Origin of the sequence: Streptomyces hazeniae, assembly GCF_031845485.1 — a bacterium.
Taxonomy (GTDB): domain Bacteria; phylum Actinomycetota; class Actinomycetes; order Streptomycetales; family Streptomycetaceae; genus Streptomyces; species Streptomyces hazeniae.
The window spans coordinates 116,195-131,605 of sequence record NZ_JAVREQ010000015.1; the positions used below are offsets into that span (position 1 = coordinate 116,195).

Annotated in this window: 12 protein-coding genes; 6 read left to right on the forward strand and 6 right to left on the reverse strand. The window is 73.5% G+C overall.

Features of this window, described 5'->3' with window-relative positions:
• Positions 1-39: 39 nt before the first annotated feature.
• The 3 genes from RM572_RS17520 to RM572_RS17530 form a co-directional block, all read right to left on the reverse strand.
• Entirely contained in the window at positions 40-522 is a 483-nt protein-coding gene (locus RM572_RS17520; RefSeq protein WP_311674341.1) for an RNA polymerase sigma factor, read from the reverse strand.
• 528 nt (positions 523-1,050) lie between these two features.
• A complete protein-coding gene (locus RM572_RS17525; protein ID WP_311674301.1) occupies positions 1,051-2,283 on the reverse strand; it encodes an acyl-CoA dehydrogenase family protein in 1,233 nt (410 codons plus the stop codon).
• Positions 2,284-2,363: 80 nt separating this feature from the next.
• Positions 2,364-3,629, reverse strand: a complete 1,266-nt coding sequence (locus tag RM572_RS17530; RefSeq protein ID WP_311674302.1) for an acyl-CoA dehydrogenase family protein — start codon at positions 3,627-3,629, stop codon at positions 2,364-2,366.
• A 275-nt stretch (positions 3,630-3,904) separates the two neighbouring features.
• Between RM572_RS17530 and RM572_RS17535 the strand changes: the two genes are divergently transcribed.
• Both RM572_RS17535 and RM572_RS17540 read left to right on the forward strand, forming a co-directional pair.
• Positions 3,905-5,263, forward strand: coding sequence for a WS/DGAT domain-containing protein (locus RM572_RS17535; RefSeq protein WP_311674342.1), 1,359 nt, complete (start codon positions 3,905-3,907; stop codon positions 5,261-5,263).
• Positions 5,264-5,337: 74 nt separating this feature from the next.
• Positions 5,338-6,291 carry an alpha/beta fold hydrolase gene (locus RM572_RS17540; RefSeq protein WP_311674303.1) on the forward strand — a complete coding sequence of 318 codons (954 nt, stop codon included), beginning with the start codon at positions 5,338-5,340 and terminating at the stop codon, positions 6,289-6,291.
• 97 nt (positions 6,292-6,388) lie between these two features.
• Here RM572_RS17540 and groL read toward each other — a convergent pair whose 3' ends face one another.
• Both groL and groES read right to left on the reverse strand, forming a co-directional pair.
• Positions 6,389-8,020 (reverse strand): chaperonin GroEL, encoded by a 1,632-nt coding sequence (gene groL / locus RM572_RS17545; protein WP_136182785.1) that lies wholly within the window; start codon positions 8,018-8,020, stop codon positions 6,389-6,391.
• 116 nt (positions 8,021-8,136) lie between these two features.
• Positions 8,137-8,448 (reverse strand): co-chaperone GroES, encoded by a 312-nt coding sequence (groES, locus tag RM572_RS17550; RefSeq protein WP_027763338.1) that lies wholly within the window; start codon positions 8,446-8,448, stop codon positions 8,137-8,139.
• 258 nt (positions 8,449-8,706) lie between these two features.
• Between groES and RM572_RS17555 the strand changes: the two genes are divergently transcribed.
• A complete protein-coding gene (locus RM572_RS17555) occupies positions 8,707-9,282 on the forward strand; it encodes a Uma2 family endonuclease (protein ID WP_311674304.1) in 576 nt (191 codons plus the stop codon).
• A 13-nt stretch (positions 9,283-9,295) separates the two neighbouring features.
• On the opposite strand, the gene RM572_RS17560 is transcribed toward RM572_RS17555, so the two are convergent.
• Positions 9,296-10,435: a polysaccharide deacetylase family protein gene (locus RM572_RS17560; protein WP_311674305.1), complete on the reverse strand. Its 1,140-nt coding sequence runs from the start codon at positions 10,433-10,435 to the stop codon at positions 9,296-9,298.
• 111 nt (positions 10,436-10,546) lie between these two features.
• Here RM572_RS17560 and RM572_RS17565 point away from each other — a divergent pair, with 111 nt between their 5' ends.
• The 3 genes from RM572_RS17565 (at position 10,547) to RM572_RS17575 (ending at position 15,385) form a co-directional block, all read left to right on the forward strand.
• On the forward strand, positions 10,547-11,833 hold the full coding sequence (locus RM572_RS17565; protein ID WP_449657222.1) for a class I SAM-dependent methyltransferase: 1,287 nt from the start codon (positions 10,547-10,549) through the stop codon (positions 11,831-11,833).
• Between the two features lie 77 nt (positions 11,834-11,910).
• Entirely contained in the window at positions 11,911-14,061 is a 2,151-nt protein-coding gene (locus RM572_RS17570) for a hypothetical protein (protein WP_311674306.1), read from the forward strand.
• Positions 14,051-15,385, forward strand: coding sequence for a hypothetical protein (locus tag RM572_RS17575; protein WP_311674307.1), 1,335 nt, complete (start codon positions 14,051-14,053; stop codon positions 15,383-15,385). Before RM572_RS17570 ends, RM572_RS17575 begins: the two co-directional genes overlap by 11 nt.
• Positions 15,386-15,411: the final 26 nt, after the last annotated feature.

A 15,411-nucleotide genomic window follows, 5' to 3' on the forward strand; every position in this document is an offset into this window, starting at 1 on the left:
CGCGATGTCCCGCGCTGGGAACGGACCGGCGTCGGGCCTTCAGTGGCCGGTGCCTTCCAGCGCCCTCGCGCAGGCCATACGCAGACGCGCCCGGCCTCGGGTGAAGGCGCCTTCTGCCGCCTTCACGGAAATCTGGTGGATGCGGGCGAATTCCGCCGTCGAGATGCCGCGGGCCCGGGCGAGCATCACCTGCTGCTCCCGGCCCCGGAGTCCGCGCGCCTGCTCCAGCAGCCAGCGCCCGAACTCCTGGTCGCAGACGCCGTCCTCGGGCACTTCGCACTCCACCGTCACCGCCCGCGGCAGTAGTTGCCGGCGCCGCCTCTGCTCGCGGTGGTGGTCGATGCACAGCCGCGTCGCCACGGTGGTGAGGAAGGCGCCGAGGCGGCCGCAGTCCAATCCGTTGTGCACCGCGGCGCGCAGCATCGTCTCCTGCACGCAGTCCTCGGCGTCCTGGCGGTTCGGGAGCTTTCGCCGGACCAGCCTCATGAGGCGTTCCCGGTGCTCGAGGATCTCCTCCCAGATGTGACTCTGCTGTGGCTCCCCGGACCGCTCCGTCCTCTCGAGAGGCGGCTGGGGCGCAGAAGGGACCTCGGGCCCGGTCACGGAGTTCAAGCGGAGCGCGAACGCTGCACGTTCACCCGCTAACAGACGCGGCTCCTCCCAGGGCGAGTTCGTTTCGTCTTCCCACTGCGAGGGGTTTGCCTCCGCTGAGGGTGCGTGTTCAGCCATCACGTAGGCACAGGGCGGTGCCATGGTCTTCCTCCGATGCGCAGGAGAAGGGTGGGCAGGGCGAAGCTGCGGCGCGGCGGCCGCACGGCTCTTCGGGGGCCCGCTGACGCATCCGTGCGTCCGGCCGTCGTACGGACGGCAGGCGGGCAGGGGAAAGGGGGTGGGGGGGGGAAGAGGGTGGCGGAAGAGGCGGGGGACGTCGACGGCACGACGGCCGGGCGTGTGACGGGCCTGCGGGCCGACGTACGGGAACGGAGGGGCGCCGGCGGCGAGGAGACCCCGCGGGGCGTTCTGCGGGCCCGGCCGGCCGGGCCGGCGTGCTCAGACGAGCATGCTGACCGGCTGATCGATGCCGAGCATGGCCTTACCCAGGGCCTCGTATCCCACCGAGGAGACGAGCGCGGCGTGGCGGGCGGCCACGGAGAGGTCACGCCAGATACGCTGCAGCGGATGACTGTTCGCGAAGGCTCCGGCTCCGTGAGCGTCGAGGAGAAGCTCGACGGCCTCGGTGGTCAGGTCGGCCACGTAGCCGATGTCCGCACGGATGCGGGCCCGTGCGGAGCGGTCCAGCCGCACCCCGGCTGCCGCCGCACGGTCGATGACGTCCGCGGCACGGCAGACGTGCATGTGCGCCGAGTCCACCTTCATCGCCGCCTGTGCCACCTGCGCCTGGACGAGGGCGGACTCGGCGCGGTTGGCGAAGAAGGTGTAGGCGAACGTCTTCGTCGAAGCCTCCTCGCTGACCACGCGCAGGGCTTCACGGGCGAGGCCCGGGAGGGGGCCGGCGAGGAGTACGGAGAGCACCGGGGCCACGGAGGACTGGTACAGGGGGGCGTGCGGGTACCGGTCGGCGTTGTCGCCCGCCAGGAACTCCAGCACGGAGAGGACACGGGCCTTCGGCACGAACACGTCGTCGACCACGACGCAGGCGCTGCCGCTGCTCCGCAGCCCGGACACGTACCAGGTGTCCTCGACCGTGAAATCCCTCCGGGGGACGAGCGCGAGAGCGTGGTCCACCGTCGCGCCGGACTCGTCCCTCAGCGGGACGCCGAGCAGAGCCCAGCCGGAGTGCCACGACCCGGAGGCGTAGTGCCAGCGGCCGGTGACCCGCCAGCCGCCGGCGACCGCTTGTGCCTCTCCCGACGGCGCCACCACACCGCAGAGGTGGGCTGTGGGGTCCGCGCCGAACACCTCTTCCTGGATGAACTCGGGGAAGAGCGAAAGACTGAAGGCGTTCGAGTTCCCGACGGCGGCGATCCACGCGGCGCCGGCGTCGGCTTCGGCGAGAACCGCGCTGACCTCCGTCTGGACACGCAGCGACGCCTCGTAGCCGCCGAACCGCCTCGGTACGGACAGACGCAACAGCCCAGCCTCGGCCAGGGCCCGGTAGCTGTTCTCGGGCAGTCGGCGGTCGTTCTCTCCCTGGGCGCTGTACGTACGCAGCAGCGGGCGCAGCTTCCGGGCCCGAGCGACGAGTTCGGCGGGGCCGGTCGGTCGCCCGGTGACTGGACTTCCCTTCTTCGGCCGTGCCGTGGCCGTAGCGGGGGTGGTCATCGATACTCCTTCTACAGATGTGGGGGGACGGCGTGCGGGGTACGGCACCGCCGCGCGGGCGTCGTTCGCGCGCGTGACGCTCAGACGAAGACGCTGAGGTTCTGTGGGACACCCAGCAGGGTCTTGCCGAGAACCTCGTAGCCGATTCCCGGCTGCAGCGCCCCGTGCCGGGCGGCGATGTGCACGTCCCGCCAGATGCGTTGCAGGGCGCCCGCATCGGCGAACGCGCCGGCACCGTGAGCCGTGACCAGCAGGTCGACGGCTTCCAGGACCGACTCGGCGACGAGCCCGACGTCCGCCCGCACCCGGGCCCGTACGGCGGGGTCGAGGGGGACTCCGGCGGCCGCGGCCCGATCGATGTCGTCCGCCGAGCGGTAGGCGTGCAGGTGCGCGGTGTCGATCTTCGTCGCGGCACGGGCGAGCTCGGCCTGGAAGGCGGTGGACTCGGCCTGGTTGGCAAGGAAGGTGTAGGAGACCGGCTTGCCGTGCGCCTTCTGCGTGACCAGCCGCAGCGCTTCGCGCGCGAGTCCGAGCAACGGGCCGACCACGACGAGCGTGAGCAACGACGCCACCGACGAGCGGTACAGCGGCCCGCCGGGGTGGTCGTGCACGTTGTCGCCGGCGAGCCGGGCCAGGGCCGACCCGACACGGCGTTCGGGGACGAACACGTCGTCCGCGACGATGCAGTTGCTGCCGCTCGCGCGCAGTCCGCTCACCCGCCAGGTGTCCTCGACCGTGAAGTCCGTGCGCGGCAGCAGGACCATCGCCTGGTCGATCAACTCGCCCGACTCGTCGGTGACCGGGATGCCGACCGCCGCCCAGGTGGCGTGCCAGGAGCCGGAGGCGTAGTGCCAGCGGCCACTCACCCGCCAGCCGCCGGACTCCCGGTGGCCGTGCCCGGTCGCCGCGACCACGGGTGAGATCCGGGCCGGCTCCTCGACGGCGAAGACCTCGTCCTGCACTTCCTCGGGAAACAGGGCGACGCTGAAGGCGCCGGAGTTGAGGACCATCGTGACCCAGGCCGCGGCTCCGTCGGCCTCGGCGAGGGCGGAGTAGACGTCCAGCAGGGACCGGACACCGGCTTCACAACCGCCGTACCGCCGGGGCATCGTGAGCTGGAGAGCGCCCGCCCCGCTGAGCGCGCGGACACTCTCCTCGGGGAGCCGACGGTCCTCCTCGCCCTGAGCGCTGTGCTCCCGGAGCAGCGGCTTCATGCGTGTCACCCGGCTCAGAACCTCGTCCACGGTCGGGGCGTCGGCCGCACCTTCGGCCTCACGGTCCGCGTGCCTGCGCCGCGTGCGGCGCCGCGTCGGCGACAGGGAGAGCGGGTTGTCGACCGGGGTCATCTCAAGCTCCTTCGTCGTGCGCTGTGAACGCTTTCACCCTAAGAGGCACAAAGCTCGATTCGGAACTTTTCAAGGCATCTCCCTTCTTATGAGTGCATAGTTGGTCATAGTGCGAGGGGAAGCCGCGGTGCAGGCGTAATCTCTCTCATCTGCCGGTGGCGAAGCATCCTTCTCCCGCCATCCGGGTGCAGCCTCGATCCGTCCCGAGGGAAGGCGACGCCGGGCACGTAAGAACACCACGGACACCCGAACGAAAGGATGTGGCCGTGGTACTCATGCGGCGAACGGCGCAGCCTCCGGCGGTTCCCGAACGCGACGTCAGCCGCCGGCTGCCCGCCCTCGACACGTTGATGGCCGTCGGGCAGGAAGCGTGCGGCACCTCGTTCTCACTGGCCGTGGTGGCGACGGTGCAGGGGGCAGCACCACAGATCGGTGAACTGCGCGACAGGGTCGAGCAGTACTGGGCGCCGCCACCGCGCCTGCGGCTGCGCCGTCATGCGGACGAGAACGCTCCGGGCACCGGCCGCTGGACGGAGGCAGCCCACCTCGACCCGGCGGAGCACGTGAGCGTCGTTCCTGCACGGCCGGGAGTCACCACCGCCGAGGTGACGGGCACACTCGTCACGGAACGCATGCCCCGCGTGCCGGGCGGCGCGTTGTGGCACCTGCACCTCCTCCCGGACACCGCCCCGGAACGCTTCACCCTGGTACTGCGCGCCCACCACGCACTGCTCGACATGGCGTCGCTGGGCACGATGATGCGGGCGCTCTGCGACGGCCCGGGCGCGCTTCCCGCTCTCCCGCCGTACCCGGAAGCCACGAGCCCGGCCTTCCGCCCCCGCCGGGGTGTACCGCCGGTGGTGCACGCGCTCTGCGGCATGACACGCCGCTCCGCAGGACCGACAGACGCCCCACCCGACCGCGGCAACCGCCATATCGCCTGGGCGACCGTGCAGGACGAGGTGGTCCAGGCCGCGCGGGAGGCAGCCCCCCTCCTGCGGGCGACGGTCAACGACGTGGTTCTCGCCGCCTTCGCCGGAGCCCTCGGCGTGCTGCCCGCCGGCCTGAGTCCGGCCGCCTCCGGGGGCCGCCGCTACGTGTCCGTCCCGGTGAACCTGCGCTCCCCCTCGGAGGCCGAACGCCTCGGCAACGGGGCCTCGGCGGTCCGGATCCCCCTTCCACCCGCGGCAGCGGACCCCGTCACGCGGCTGCGGGCGGTGCACCGGGCGATGGCCCGCAACAAGGCCCTTCACAGGGCCGAGGGCGCGGCACGGCTCTCCGCCGCCGCCGTCCAGCTTCCCGCGCCCGCGCTCGCCTCCTTCAGCCGCAGCTACTTCGGCCGTCGGCGGCTGTACTCCCTCGTCTGCTCGAACGCCCGGCTGTGCGCAGACCGGCTGACGTTCGGGGGCAGCCCGGTGATCTCGCTGTTCGGTGTCCCCCCGCTGCTTCCCGGGGCGGGGATGCAGGCGATGTTCACCACCTTCCGGGAGACCCACACCGTCTGCCTCTCCGGCGACGACGCCCGGCAGCCGCTGCTGCAGTCGACGGCGGACCGGTTCGTCGAGGAAGTGCGGGCGCTGGCCACACTGGCGCGCCGCGGCGTGCGGCGACACCACAGCACCGCGCATACCTGACGTACTGTCAGATACAGCTCGTAGTGGCGTCTCGCCTTCCGATCCCCGCTCGCCCCACCAGAGGAAGGAATCCCATGGCATCCGCGAACAGAGGAGAGCACCGCGAGGAACGCGGCACCGGCACGGGGACACGCGTCCCCGGCGCGCCGGAGTTCACCGGCCCGCGGGTCGCGGACTTCCTGCGCGCCCCCTACAGGCAGGTGGAGGTGACCGGCGGCGCGCTCCGTTACCGCCGTTCGGGTCACGGCCCGCCGCTCGTCTTCCTGCACGGCCCCCTGGTCAACGGCAACCTGTGGCGCAAGGTGGTCCCCCTGCTGACCGACCGGTTCGACTGCGTGGTGCTGGACCTGCCGTTCGGCTCCCACACCTTGCCCATGTCCCCCGGGGCGCGGCTGGACCCGCCCGCCATGGCCCGGCTCGTCGCGGAAGCCGTCGAAACACTGGGGCTCGCACCCGCGCGACTCGTCGGCAACGACACCGGGGGCGCGTTGGCGCAGCTGCTGATGGCGCACCGGCCGGAGGTCGTGCACGACGTCGTACTCACCTCCTGCGACACCTACGAGAACTTCCTCCCTCCGGTCTTCCGGACCCTGCCGCTGCTGGCGAAGACGCCCGGTGGCATGGCCGTGCTGGCACAGCTGCTGCGATCCGGCGGGCTACGCAGACTTCCGTTCGCCTACGGCCTGCTGACCCGTCGGCCGATCGAGGCCGCGGCGCTCACCTCGTACGTCACACCGATGCGCCGCGACGCCGCTGTCCGCCATGACCTCGCCAAGGCGCTGCGAGACCTCGACGCGCGCCACACCCTCGGCGCGGTGGAAGGCCTGCGTCGGTTCCCCCGCCGGGTACTGCTCGCCTGGGGCGAGTACGACCGCGTCTTTCCGCTGCGGCATGCCTACCGGCTCCACCGCGATCTCCCGGACTCCGAACTCGTCACACTGCCGGATGCGGGCGCCTTCGTACCCGAGGACTCCCCGGTCCAACTCGCAGAGCTCATCCACGACTTCTTCCCCCCGGGCTCGCGCTGAGGAAGACGCGAGGTCGAAGCTGACGGAACGGGCGAGGCCCGGCACATCCCCGCGGGGATGTGCCGGGCCTCGTCGTCGGCGTGCCGAGCGGGCAGGCTCAGTGCGCGTGGCCGTGGCCGTGACCGCCGCCGGCGGCCTCGTCCTCCTCGGCCGGCTTCTCGACGACCAGGGTCTCGGTCGTGAGGAGCAGCGACGCGATGGACGCGGCGTTCTCCAGCGCGGAACGGGTGACCTTGACCGGGTCGAGGACGCCGGCCTTCACCAGGTCGCCGTACTCGCCGGTGGCGGCGTTGAAGCCCTGGCCCTTGTCGAGCTCGGCGACCTTGGAGGTGATGACGTAGCCCTCCAGGCCGGCGTTCTCGGCGATCCAGCGCAGCGGCTCGACGAGCGCGCGCCGGACCACGGCGACGCCGGTGGCCTCGTCGTCCTTCTTGTCGAGCGAGCCCTCGAGCACCTTGGCGGCGTGCACCAGCGCGGAACCGCCACCGGAGACGATGCCCTCCTCGACCGCGGCGCGGGTCGCGGAGATGGCGTCCTCCAGGCGGTGCTTCTTCTCCTTGAGCTCGACCTCGGTGGCCGCGCCCACGCGGATCACGCAGACGCCCCCGGCCAGCTTGGCCAGGCGCTCCTGGAGCTTCTCGCGGTCCCAGTCGGAGTCGGTGGTCTCGATCTCGGACTTGATCTGGGCGACGCGGCCCTGCACGTCCTCGGCCTTGCCGCCGCCGTCGACGATGGTGGTGTCGTCCTTGGTGACGGTCACGCGGCGGGCGGTGCCCAGCACGTCCAGACCGGCCTGGTCGAGCTTGAGGCCGACCTCCTCGGCGATGACGGTGCCGCCGGTGAGGGTGGCCATGTCGCCGAGCATCGCCTTGCGGCGGTCGCCGAAGCCGGGCGCCTTGACGGCGACGGCGTTGAAGGTGCCGCGGATCTTGTTGACGACGAGGGTGGACAGCGCCTCGCCCTCGACGTCCTCGGCGATGATCAGCAGCGGCTTGGAGCTGTTGCCGGCCTGCATGATCTTCTCGAGCAGCGGCAGCAGGTCCTGGATGGAGCTGATCTTGCCCTGGTGGATCAGGATGTACGGGTCGTCGAGGACGGCCTCCATACGCTCCTGGTCGGTGACCATGTAGGGCGACAGGTAGCCCTTGTCGAAGGCCATGCCCTCGGTGAAGTCCAGCTCCAGGCCGAAGGTCTGCGACTCCTCGACGGTGATGACACCGTCCTTGCCGACCTTGTCCATCGCCTCGGCGATCAGCTCGCCGACCTGCTTGTCCTGGGCGGACAGCGCGGCGACCGCAGCGATGTCCTCCTTGGAGTCGATCGGGCGGGCGGTGCCGACCAGGTCGTCGGAGACGGCCTTGACCGCGGCGTCGATGCCCTTCTTCAGGGCGGCGGGGGAGGCGCCGGCGGCGACGTTGCGCAGGCCCTCGCGGACCAGCGCCTGCGCCAGCACGGTGGCGGTGGTGGTGCCGTCGCCCGCGATGTCGTTGGTCTTGGTAGCCACCTCCTTCACCAGCTGGGCGCCGAGGTTCTCGTAGGGGTCCTCGGCCTCGACCTCGCGGGCGATGGTGACACCGTCGTTGGTGATGGTCGGGGCGCCGAACTTCTTGTCGATGACGACGTTGCGGCCCTTGGGGCCGATGGTCACCTTGACGGTGTCGGCGAGCTTGTTGACGCCGCGCTCGAGGGCACGACGGGCGTCCTCGTCGAACTTCAGGATCTTGGCCATGGGAGCTATGGGTCCTCTCGAATGAACCGCGCCCCGGTCCCGGAAGCTCATGCACGGCGGGTACCGGGGCGCGGATCGAAAGCTTCTCTTCGGCTTTCTCGGCTTGCTGGAGGTGCTTACTTCTCGACGATCGCGAGGACGTCGCGAGCCGAGAGGACGAGGTACTCCTCGCCGTTGTACTTCACCTCGGTGCCGCCGTACTTGCTGTACAGCACGACGTCGCCGACGGACACGTCGAGCGGCAGACGGTTGCCGTCCTCGAAGCGGCCCGGGCCGACGGCCAGGACGGTGCCCTCCTGGGGCTTCTCCTTCGCCGTGTCCGGGATGACCAGGCCCGAGGCCGTGGTCTGCTCGGCGTCGAGCGGCTGGACCACGATGCGGTCCTCGAGCGGCTTGATGGCAACCTTGGAGCTGGTGGCGGTCGTCACGATCCGACCTCCCCCTTCGGAGTTCTCAGCGGGGTCATGAATGTCTGGGGTGGCGACCTGGAAGACCCGTCGTCGCGGGTGCCGGATCTGCCCGTCGCGCCTTTGGCACTCACCGGTGGAGAGTGCCAGAACCGAGATTATGCCGCGGTTAGCACTCCGTCAACCAGAGTGCCAACGACCGGAGTGTCCCGGGGCCTCGGCGGTACGCTGAGCGGCATCGACGCGTCGAGGCGTCCGCCCTGCGAAGGAGTGCCGACGGTGAGCGCGCAATCCCTGCCGGACTGGCTGTGGCCGGCGCCCCCGGACGGCTGGACGGCCGACGACCTGGACCGGCTTCCGCCGTCCGCCCCGCGCACCGAGCTGATCGACGGAGCTCTCATCCTGAAGTCGCCGCAGACCGAGTTCCACAGCATCGTCATGCGGCGGCTGGCCAACGCCATAGAGCTCGCGGCCCCGCACCACCTTCGCGTACCCGCCGAGATGACCATCCGTCTGGGTGAACGTCAGCGCCCGGAGCCGGACATCCTGGTCGTGGACGCGCCCCCGAAGAAGCAGCGCACCTCCTACCTGCCCGGGGAAGTCGTCCTCGTCGTCGAGATCGTCTCGCCGGAGTCCGTCGCGCGGGACCGCGAGACGAAGCCGCTGAAGTACGCCCACGCCGGCATCCGGCACTTCTGGCGCGTCGAGGAGGAGGACGACCGGACGGTCGTGCACGCCTACGAGCTGGACGACACCACGGGCGCCTACGTGGCCACCGGCATCCACCGGGACACGCTCTCGGTCGTCGTCCCGTTCCCCATGGAGATCAACCTCACCACGCTGTACGGGCGGTGAGCGGGCGGGCCGCTCACAGGTAGTCCTCCAGCCGGCCGACGGCGTAGCCCTGCTCGGCGGCGGCCTCCAGCACGCCGCGCAGCATGTCGGCCATGGTGCCGCCGTCGCCCCAGGAGGCCGGGCCGCGGTAGTGGGTGAGGATCACGGCGCCCGGGTAGAGGTCGGCGCCGGGCTCCTGGAAGTCGATGCGGTCCGCCCAGGCCTCCATGCCCCACAGCACGACGGCGTCCAGGCCGCAGGCGCGGGCCGCGCGCAGGGTGTCCCGGTCGTAGGCGCCGTACGGCGGACGGAACAGGCGCGGCTGGGGACCGCCCATCTCCTTCTGGATGCGGTCCTGCTGCCCGCAGATCTCGCGGCGCTGCTCCCGGTAGGAGAGCGCCGGCAGGTAGGGGTGGGTGAGCGTGTGGTTCTGGACGGTCCCGCCGAGGATCTCCAGGCGGCGGAAGTATCCGTATCCCGGGCCGAGCACCGCCTCGTCGTCGGCGAGGAAGGACGTCACGGGGATGTCGAGGTCGTCCACCATGCGCAGGAACTCGGGGCTCTTCCGCGCGCCGTCGTCGATGGTGAGGAAGACGACCCGGTCGTCCGTGGGCACCCGGCGCACCACCGTGGCGCCACGGACGCGTGGCTTGACGACGGGCGGCGCGGGGCGCGGTGGCGGCGGCTGAAGCCCCCAGCGGTGGTACGCGGCGACCCGCCGCTGGATGCGTGCGGCGTGCGCGGCGAGGGTGTCGGCGGTGGTCAGCGCCCGGGCGCGCGCGGCGGGGCCCACGGCGGCGGAGAGCGCGAGCGGGCGGCGTGCCGGTGCGGCGAGGCGGTCCGCGGCGCGCGGGCGGGCGGCCGGTTCCCCGCCCCCGTGACCGGGGGGCCGGCCGTCGTCGCGGTGACGCGTCGCGGACGGTGCCCCGGTCCGGCCGTCCCGTCGCGAGGCGTCCTCCCGCTCCCCCGGTGCCGCCCGGTCCTCGCGGGGGCCGGCGGCTCCGGCACCGGTCGCCGTGGCGGCCCCGGGTCCCGCTCCCTCTGCGGCGGACCCGTCCGCCTGCGCCGGGTCGCCGGCGGCCGAGGCGGGCGTCGGCTCGTCGGTCGCTCCCGCTCCGGGGGCGAGGGCGGCGAGTAGCGCGAGGGCGGAGAAGGCCAGGACGGGACGGGTCATGCGTCCGGCCATATTTACCTTTTGTCGTATTACTCGCATGACGCCGGATCGTGCCACCCGCTCCCGGGGACACCCCGCAGACGTTCCGGCGCGGCGGGGAGAATGAGCCGTGTGGCCGTATCCGACACCCCCGACACACCAGGTCCCCCCGACCCGCCGGACGACGCACCGGGCGCCGTACCCGACTCCCCGCCGGACGACGTACCAGCGGACGTCGCCGCGTTCGCCGCGCTGCTGACGCCCGAGGGCGCGACGCTGCTGCACGCGCTGCGCGACCACGACCCCGCGGACGAGCTGGCCGTGGTGACCCGGCTGCGGCGGACGCATCCGCCGTCGCTGGTGACCGCGGCCGTCGCGCAGGCCCGGCTGCGGCAGCGAGCCGTCGCCAAGTTCGGCGCGGCGGACGCGGCCCGGATGTTCTTCACGCCGAACGGGCTGGAGCAGGCCACCCGTACGGCGGTCGCGGAGCACCGCGCCGCCCGGTTCGCCGCGCACGGGGTGGGCCGCGTCGCCGACCTGGGCTGCGGCGTCGGAGGCGACGCACTCGCCCTGGCCCGGGCCGGCCTGTCCGTCCGGGCCGTCGACCGCGACCCGCTGACCTGCGCCGTCGCCCGCGCCAACGCGGCGGCACTCGGGCTGGACGGCCTGATCGACGTGCGCTGCGGCGACGTCGCCGCGGCGGACCTCACCGGCTGCGACGCCGTGTTCGTCGACCCCGCCCGGCGCGGCGGGCGCCGGGGCGGCCGCATCTTCGACCCGGAGGCCTACTCCCCGCCGCTGAGCTGGGCGATCGACACCGCGCGCGCCGCGCGGCACGCCGCTCTCAAGGTGGCGCCCGGCATCCCGCACGACGTGGTGCCGGAGGAGGCCGAGGCTGAGTGGATCTCCTGCGCCGGGGACGTGAAGGAGGCCGTGCTGTGGTTCGGCGGGCCCGCGGGCGGAGACGGTCCGCGCGTGCGGGCCACGCTGCTGCCGCAGGGCGCGACCCTGCACGGCGCCGGGCTGCCCGACCCGGAGCCGGGCCCCGTCGGCCGCTACCTCTACGAGCCGGACGGCGCGGTGATCCGCGCCCATCTCGTCGCGGAGGTGGCGGCGGCCGTCGGCGGCCGGCTGATCGACCCGACGATCGCGTACGTCACCGCCGACGCGCTCACCCCGACCCCGTTCGCCACCGCCTACGAGATCACCGACGTGCTGCCGTTCCACCTCAAGCGGCTCCGCGCGCTCCTGCGCGACCGCGACGTCGGCACGCTCACCGTGAAGAAGCGCGGCTCGGCCGTCGAACCCGAGGAACTCCGCCGCAAGGTGAAGCCGCAGGGGCGCGCCTCGGCGACCGTCTTCCTCACCCGCGTCGCCGGCGCCCCCACGATGCTCCTCGGCCACCCGGCGAGCGGGTAGGCCGCTTCGGCCCCCGGGGTTCGCAGGGCGCACGTCGCCCGGCAGGATGGTGCCCACACGCGACACCGGGGGGCACCGTGGGACGAGCCGTACGCCTGATCCTGCTCACGCTCGTCCTGGTGCTCGCCGGCCCTGCCCCGGCCTTCGCAGGCGAAGGCGAGGGGCAGGTCTCCCGGTCCGCCTACCTCGCACGGCAGTTGGCCGAAAACCCGGTCTACGTCAGCGACCAGGTGCCGAGAGCCGTCCCGCGGTCCGCCGCCCCGCTGTTCGCACGCGCCGCCGCCCGCCTGGACGTTCCCACGTACCTCATGGTGCTGCCGTCCGACGGGCTCGGCGTGAACGACGAGGCGCTGCTGGCGAGCGTGCACGACCGCCTGGGGAAGGACGGCGTGTACGTCGTGCTGGGCGAGGACGGCATCTACGGCGCGGCCGCCGCCTACGGCGTACGGGCCTCCGCCGGGGAGGCGATGCGCGCCGCGCAGTACGAACTTCCCGGCGACGCCGGGGCGGTGGCGGCCTTCGACCGGTTCGTGGAGGTGCTGGACTCCGGCGAGGCCGCCGCCCGCGCGGACGCGGCGGCGCGGGCGTACCGCCGGGGTGAGGACCCCGCCGACCGGTACCCGAGCCGCACCGACCGCAACAATCAGAGCTTCGTCACCGGTGCGCTGATGTCGGGCTCGGCGCTGGCCGTCGTGCTGTGCGGCTGGCACGTGGTGCGGCGCGGCGAACGGCGCCGGGACGGTACGGCCGCCGCCCCGCGCGAGCGCCGCACCGACCTGTCCACGTCGCCCTCCTCCAGCGGGCGTTCCGCCGCCCGCGGCCCTTCCCCCGTCCGCCCCGCACGGCGACGCCCGACCCCCCGCGTCGCGCTGGTCCTGGCGGGTGCCGTCACCGCGACGCTCGTCGGCGTGGGCGGCCACGTGGTGTGCGACGAGACCCGCAGCGACGCCGGCCCGCCGCCCACCGCGCAGGACCTGCGGGCCCGCGTCGAACGCGTCGCCGCCGGCCTGCGCGAGAGCCCGTTCTACGCCGACCCGGAGAGCCCCGCCGTCTTCGACGCCGCCGAGCAGCGGCAACTGCGGGACCGGCTCGCGGAACTGGACGTCCCGGTGTACGTCGCCGCGCTGCCCGTCGTCACCGAGGACGCCTGCGCGGGCGACGAGAGGCTGCTGGCCGAACGCCTCCACGACGAGCTGGGGCAGGACGGCGTCTTCGTCGTCGCGGACTCCACCGGCAGCGGCCGCATCACCGTCTCCAACTACGGTGCACGGCTGGACGAAGCCGCCCTCTACCGCCTTCCCGACGAGGTCGAGAACTCCACGGAGGCGGTCTGGGAGGCGGAGGACCGGCTGCTGCCGGAACGGCTCACCGCCCTGTTCGCCCACATCGAGAAGGCTCCGCAGGGCCCGCCCGGCGAGCCGTACTACGACCCGGAACCCGCCCCCGACGCCGCCGCCGAGGACCTGCTGCCGCCACTGGTGTCGGAGGACTTCTGGCCCGGCCTCACCGTGATCGGCCCGCTCGCGGCGGTCCTGCTGCTGGGCGTCACCGCGGTCGTCCTCGGGCTGGCGGGCCTGAGGTCCCCCACGCGCGCGGGAGCGGCCGCCGGTGCCCGTACGTCTACCGGCGGCGCCCGCGGCACCACGGCGGGCCCGCCGTCCCCCGGCTCCGGCGCGCCCGCTCCCGACCGCCCCACCCCGGGCTGGCTGCGCCGCACACTGCACGCCGAACTCGGCGACCTGGGCACCGTCTTCGACGCGGAAGGGCCCGCCCTCCCGGCCGACGTGCGGAAACGGGTGTGGTCCTGCCTGGACGCCGCCCGCCTCCTCGTCGACGAGGACGGCGACCACCGTCTCGACCGGGACGCGGACCCGCTGGAACTCGCCTGCGCGCTCACCCTGGTCCGGGCGGGCGCGCACGCCGCACGGGCCCGTTCCGTGCGGCACGCCGACGTGCCGTGTCCGCTCAACCCGCTGCACGGACCCGCCACCGCCCGGCACCGCGTGCGGCTGCCCGGTGCGGCGCAGGCGACCCGGACCCCGGTCTGCGCGCACTGCCGGGACGAGCTGGCCTCGGGGCGGCCGGCCGTGGACCTGATGCTGCGGCTGCCGCCGCCCGACGGCGGAAGCGCCGTGCGCTACGACGAACTCGACGGCCCCGTCCAGCTCTTCGACACCGACACCGAGGACCTGGTCGACGACATACGGGAGTACCTCGGTGTCCACTGAACCCCTCGCCCCCCGACGCCTGCGGCCCGTCGTCCTCGTCGCCGCAGCACTGCTCCTCTGGCTGGGCGCCGCCTTCCCCGCCAGCGCCGCACCGAGCCCCGGCGAGGAGATCGCCGACGCCCTCCGCACCTCGCCCGTCTACGTCGGCCCCGGTCTCGAGCACGCGGTCACCCCGGAGGAGCGGCGCGATCTGGTGGCGCGGATCGAGAAGACCGGCATCGACATCCGCGTCGTCCTGGTGCCGCTCGTCAAGGGCGACCCGTGGAACGGGGACGCGGAGCAGCTCGCCCATGTCGTACGGGACCGGCTCGGCGGCGGCGACATGGTCGTGCTCACCTCCGGCGACGACTTCGGCTCCGGCGACGTGCAGGGCTTCGACTGGCCGCGCGACCGGCACCAGGCCCGCGAGGCGGCGAGCGCCGTCTACCACGAGGAGGAGATGAAGGAGGCCGGCCTCGCGGCCCGCATCGAGAGGGCGATCGAGATCATCGACGCCGGGAACGGCAGCCAGGCGTACGAGGACGCGACCGCGGACCTGCGCACGGACGCCCCGGGCGCGGGCACGGGCGCGGGGGACTCCCGCGCCGCGGGCGACGACGACACGGGCGACGACGCCACGGGAACGACGGTCGGCGTGCTCGCGGTGGCGGCCGCGCTGCTGCTCCTGGGCACCACGGTCCTGGTCCGCCGTCGCGGGCGCGGCGGCGGACGGCGTACCGGCCCCGCCTCCCCGTTCGCCGCGCCCCAGGCGGTGTTCGCCGCAGCCCGTGCCGCCGACGAGGAGACGCTGCGGCGGCGCGCCCACGAGGAGGTGGTCGCCCTGGGCGAGGAGACGGGCGACCGCGAGGGCGCCGGCCCGGCCCTGGCGCGTGCGCTGGACGCCTACGCCGCCGCCGGGACCGTGCTGGACGGTGCCCGCGGCCTGCCCGACCTGGCGGGCGTGCTCGCGCTCGTCGCGGAGGGCCGGGACGCGCTGCACGAGGCCGACGGCGGGGGCGGCGGGAAGGGCGCGCGGCAGGCGCCGCTGCCGCTGTGCTTCTTCCACCCGCTGCACGGCCGCGCCGACCGCACGATCCGCTGGCGTCCGATGGGGCGCCGCGACGGGCTGCGGGTGGCAGCCTGCGCGGCGTGCGCGAGCGCCGTACGGGAGCACCGTGCGCCGGAGGTGCTGACGGACCGCGTGGACGGCCGGGACGTGCCGTACTTCGAGGTGGCGTCCGAGGACAGTCTGTGGGCGGCGACCGGGTACGGCTCGCTCGGTGACGCGTCCCTCGCCGCACGGGTCGCCCGCGGCGACTTCCGCCGGACCGCGCGGGGGCGCTGAGACCCCCGGCCCGGCCGGTGGCCCGG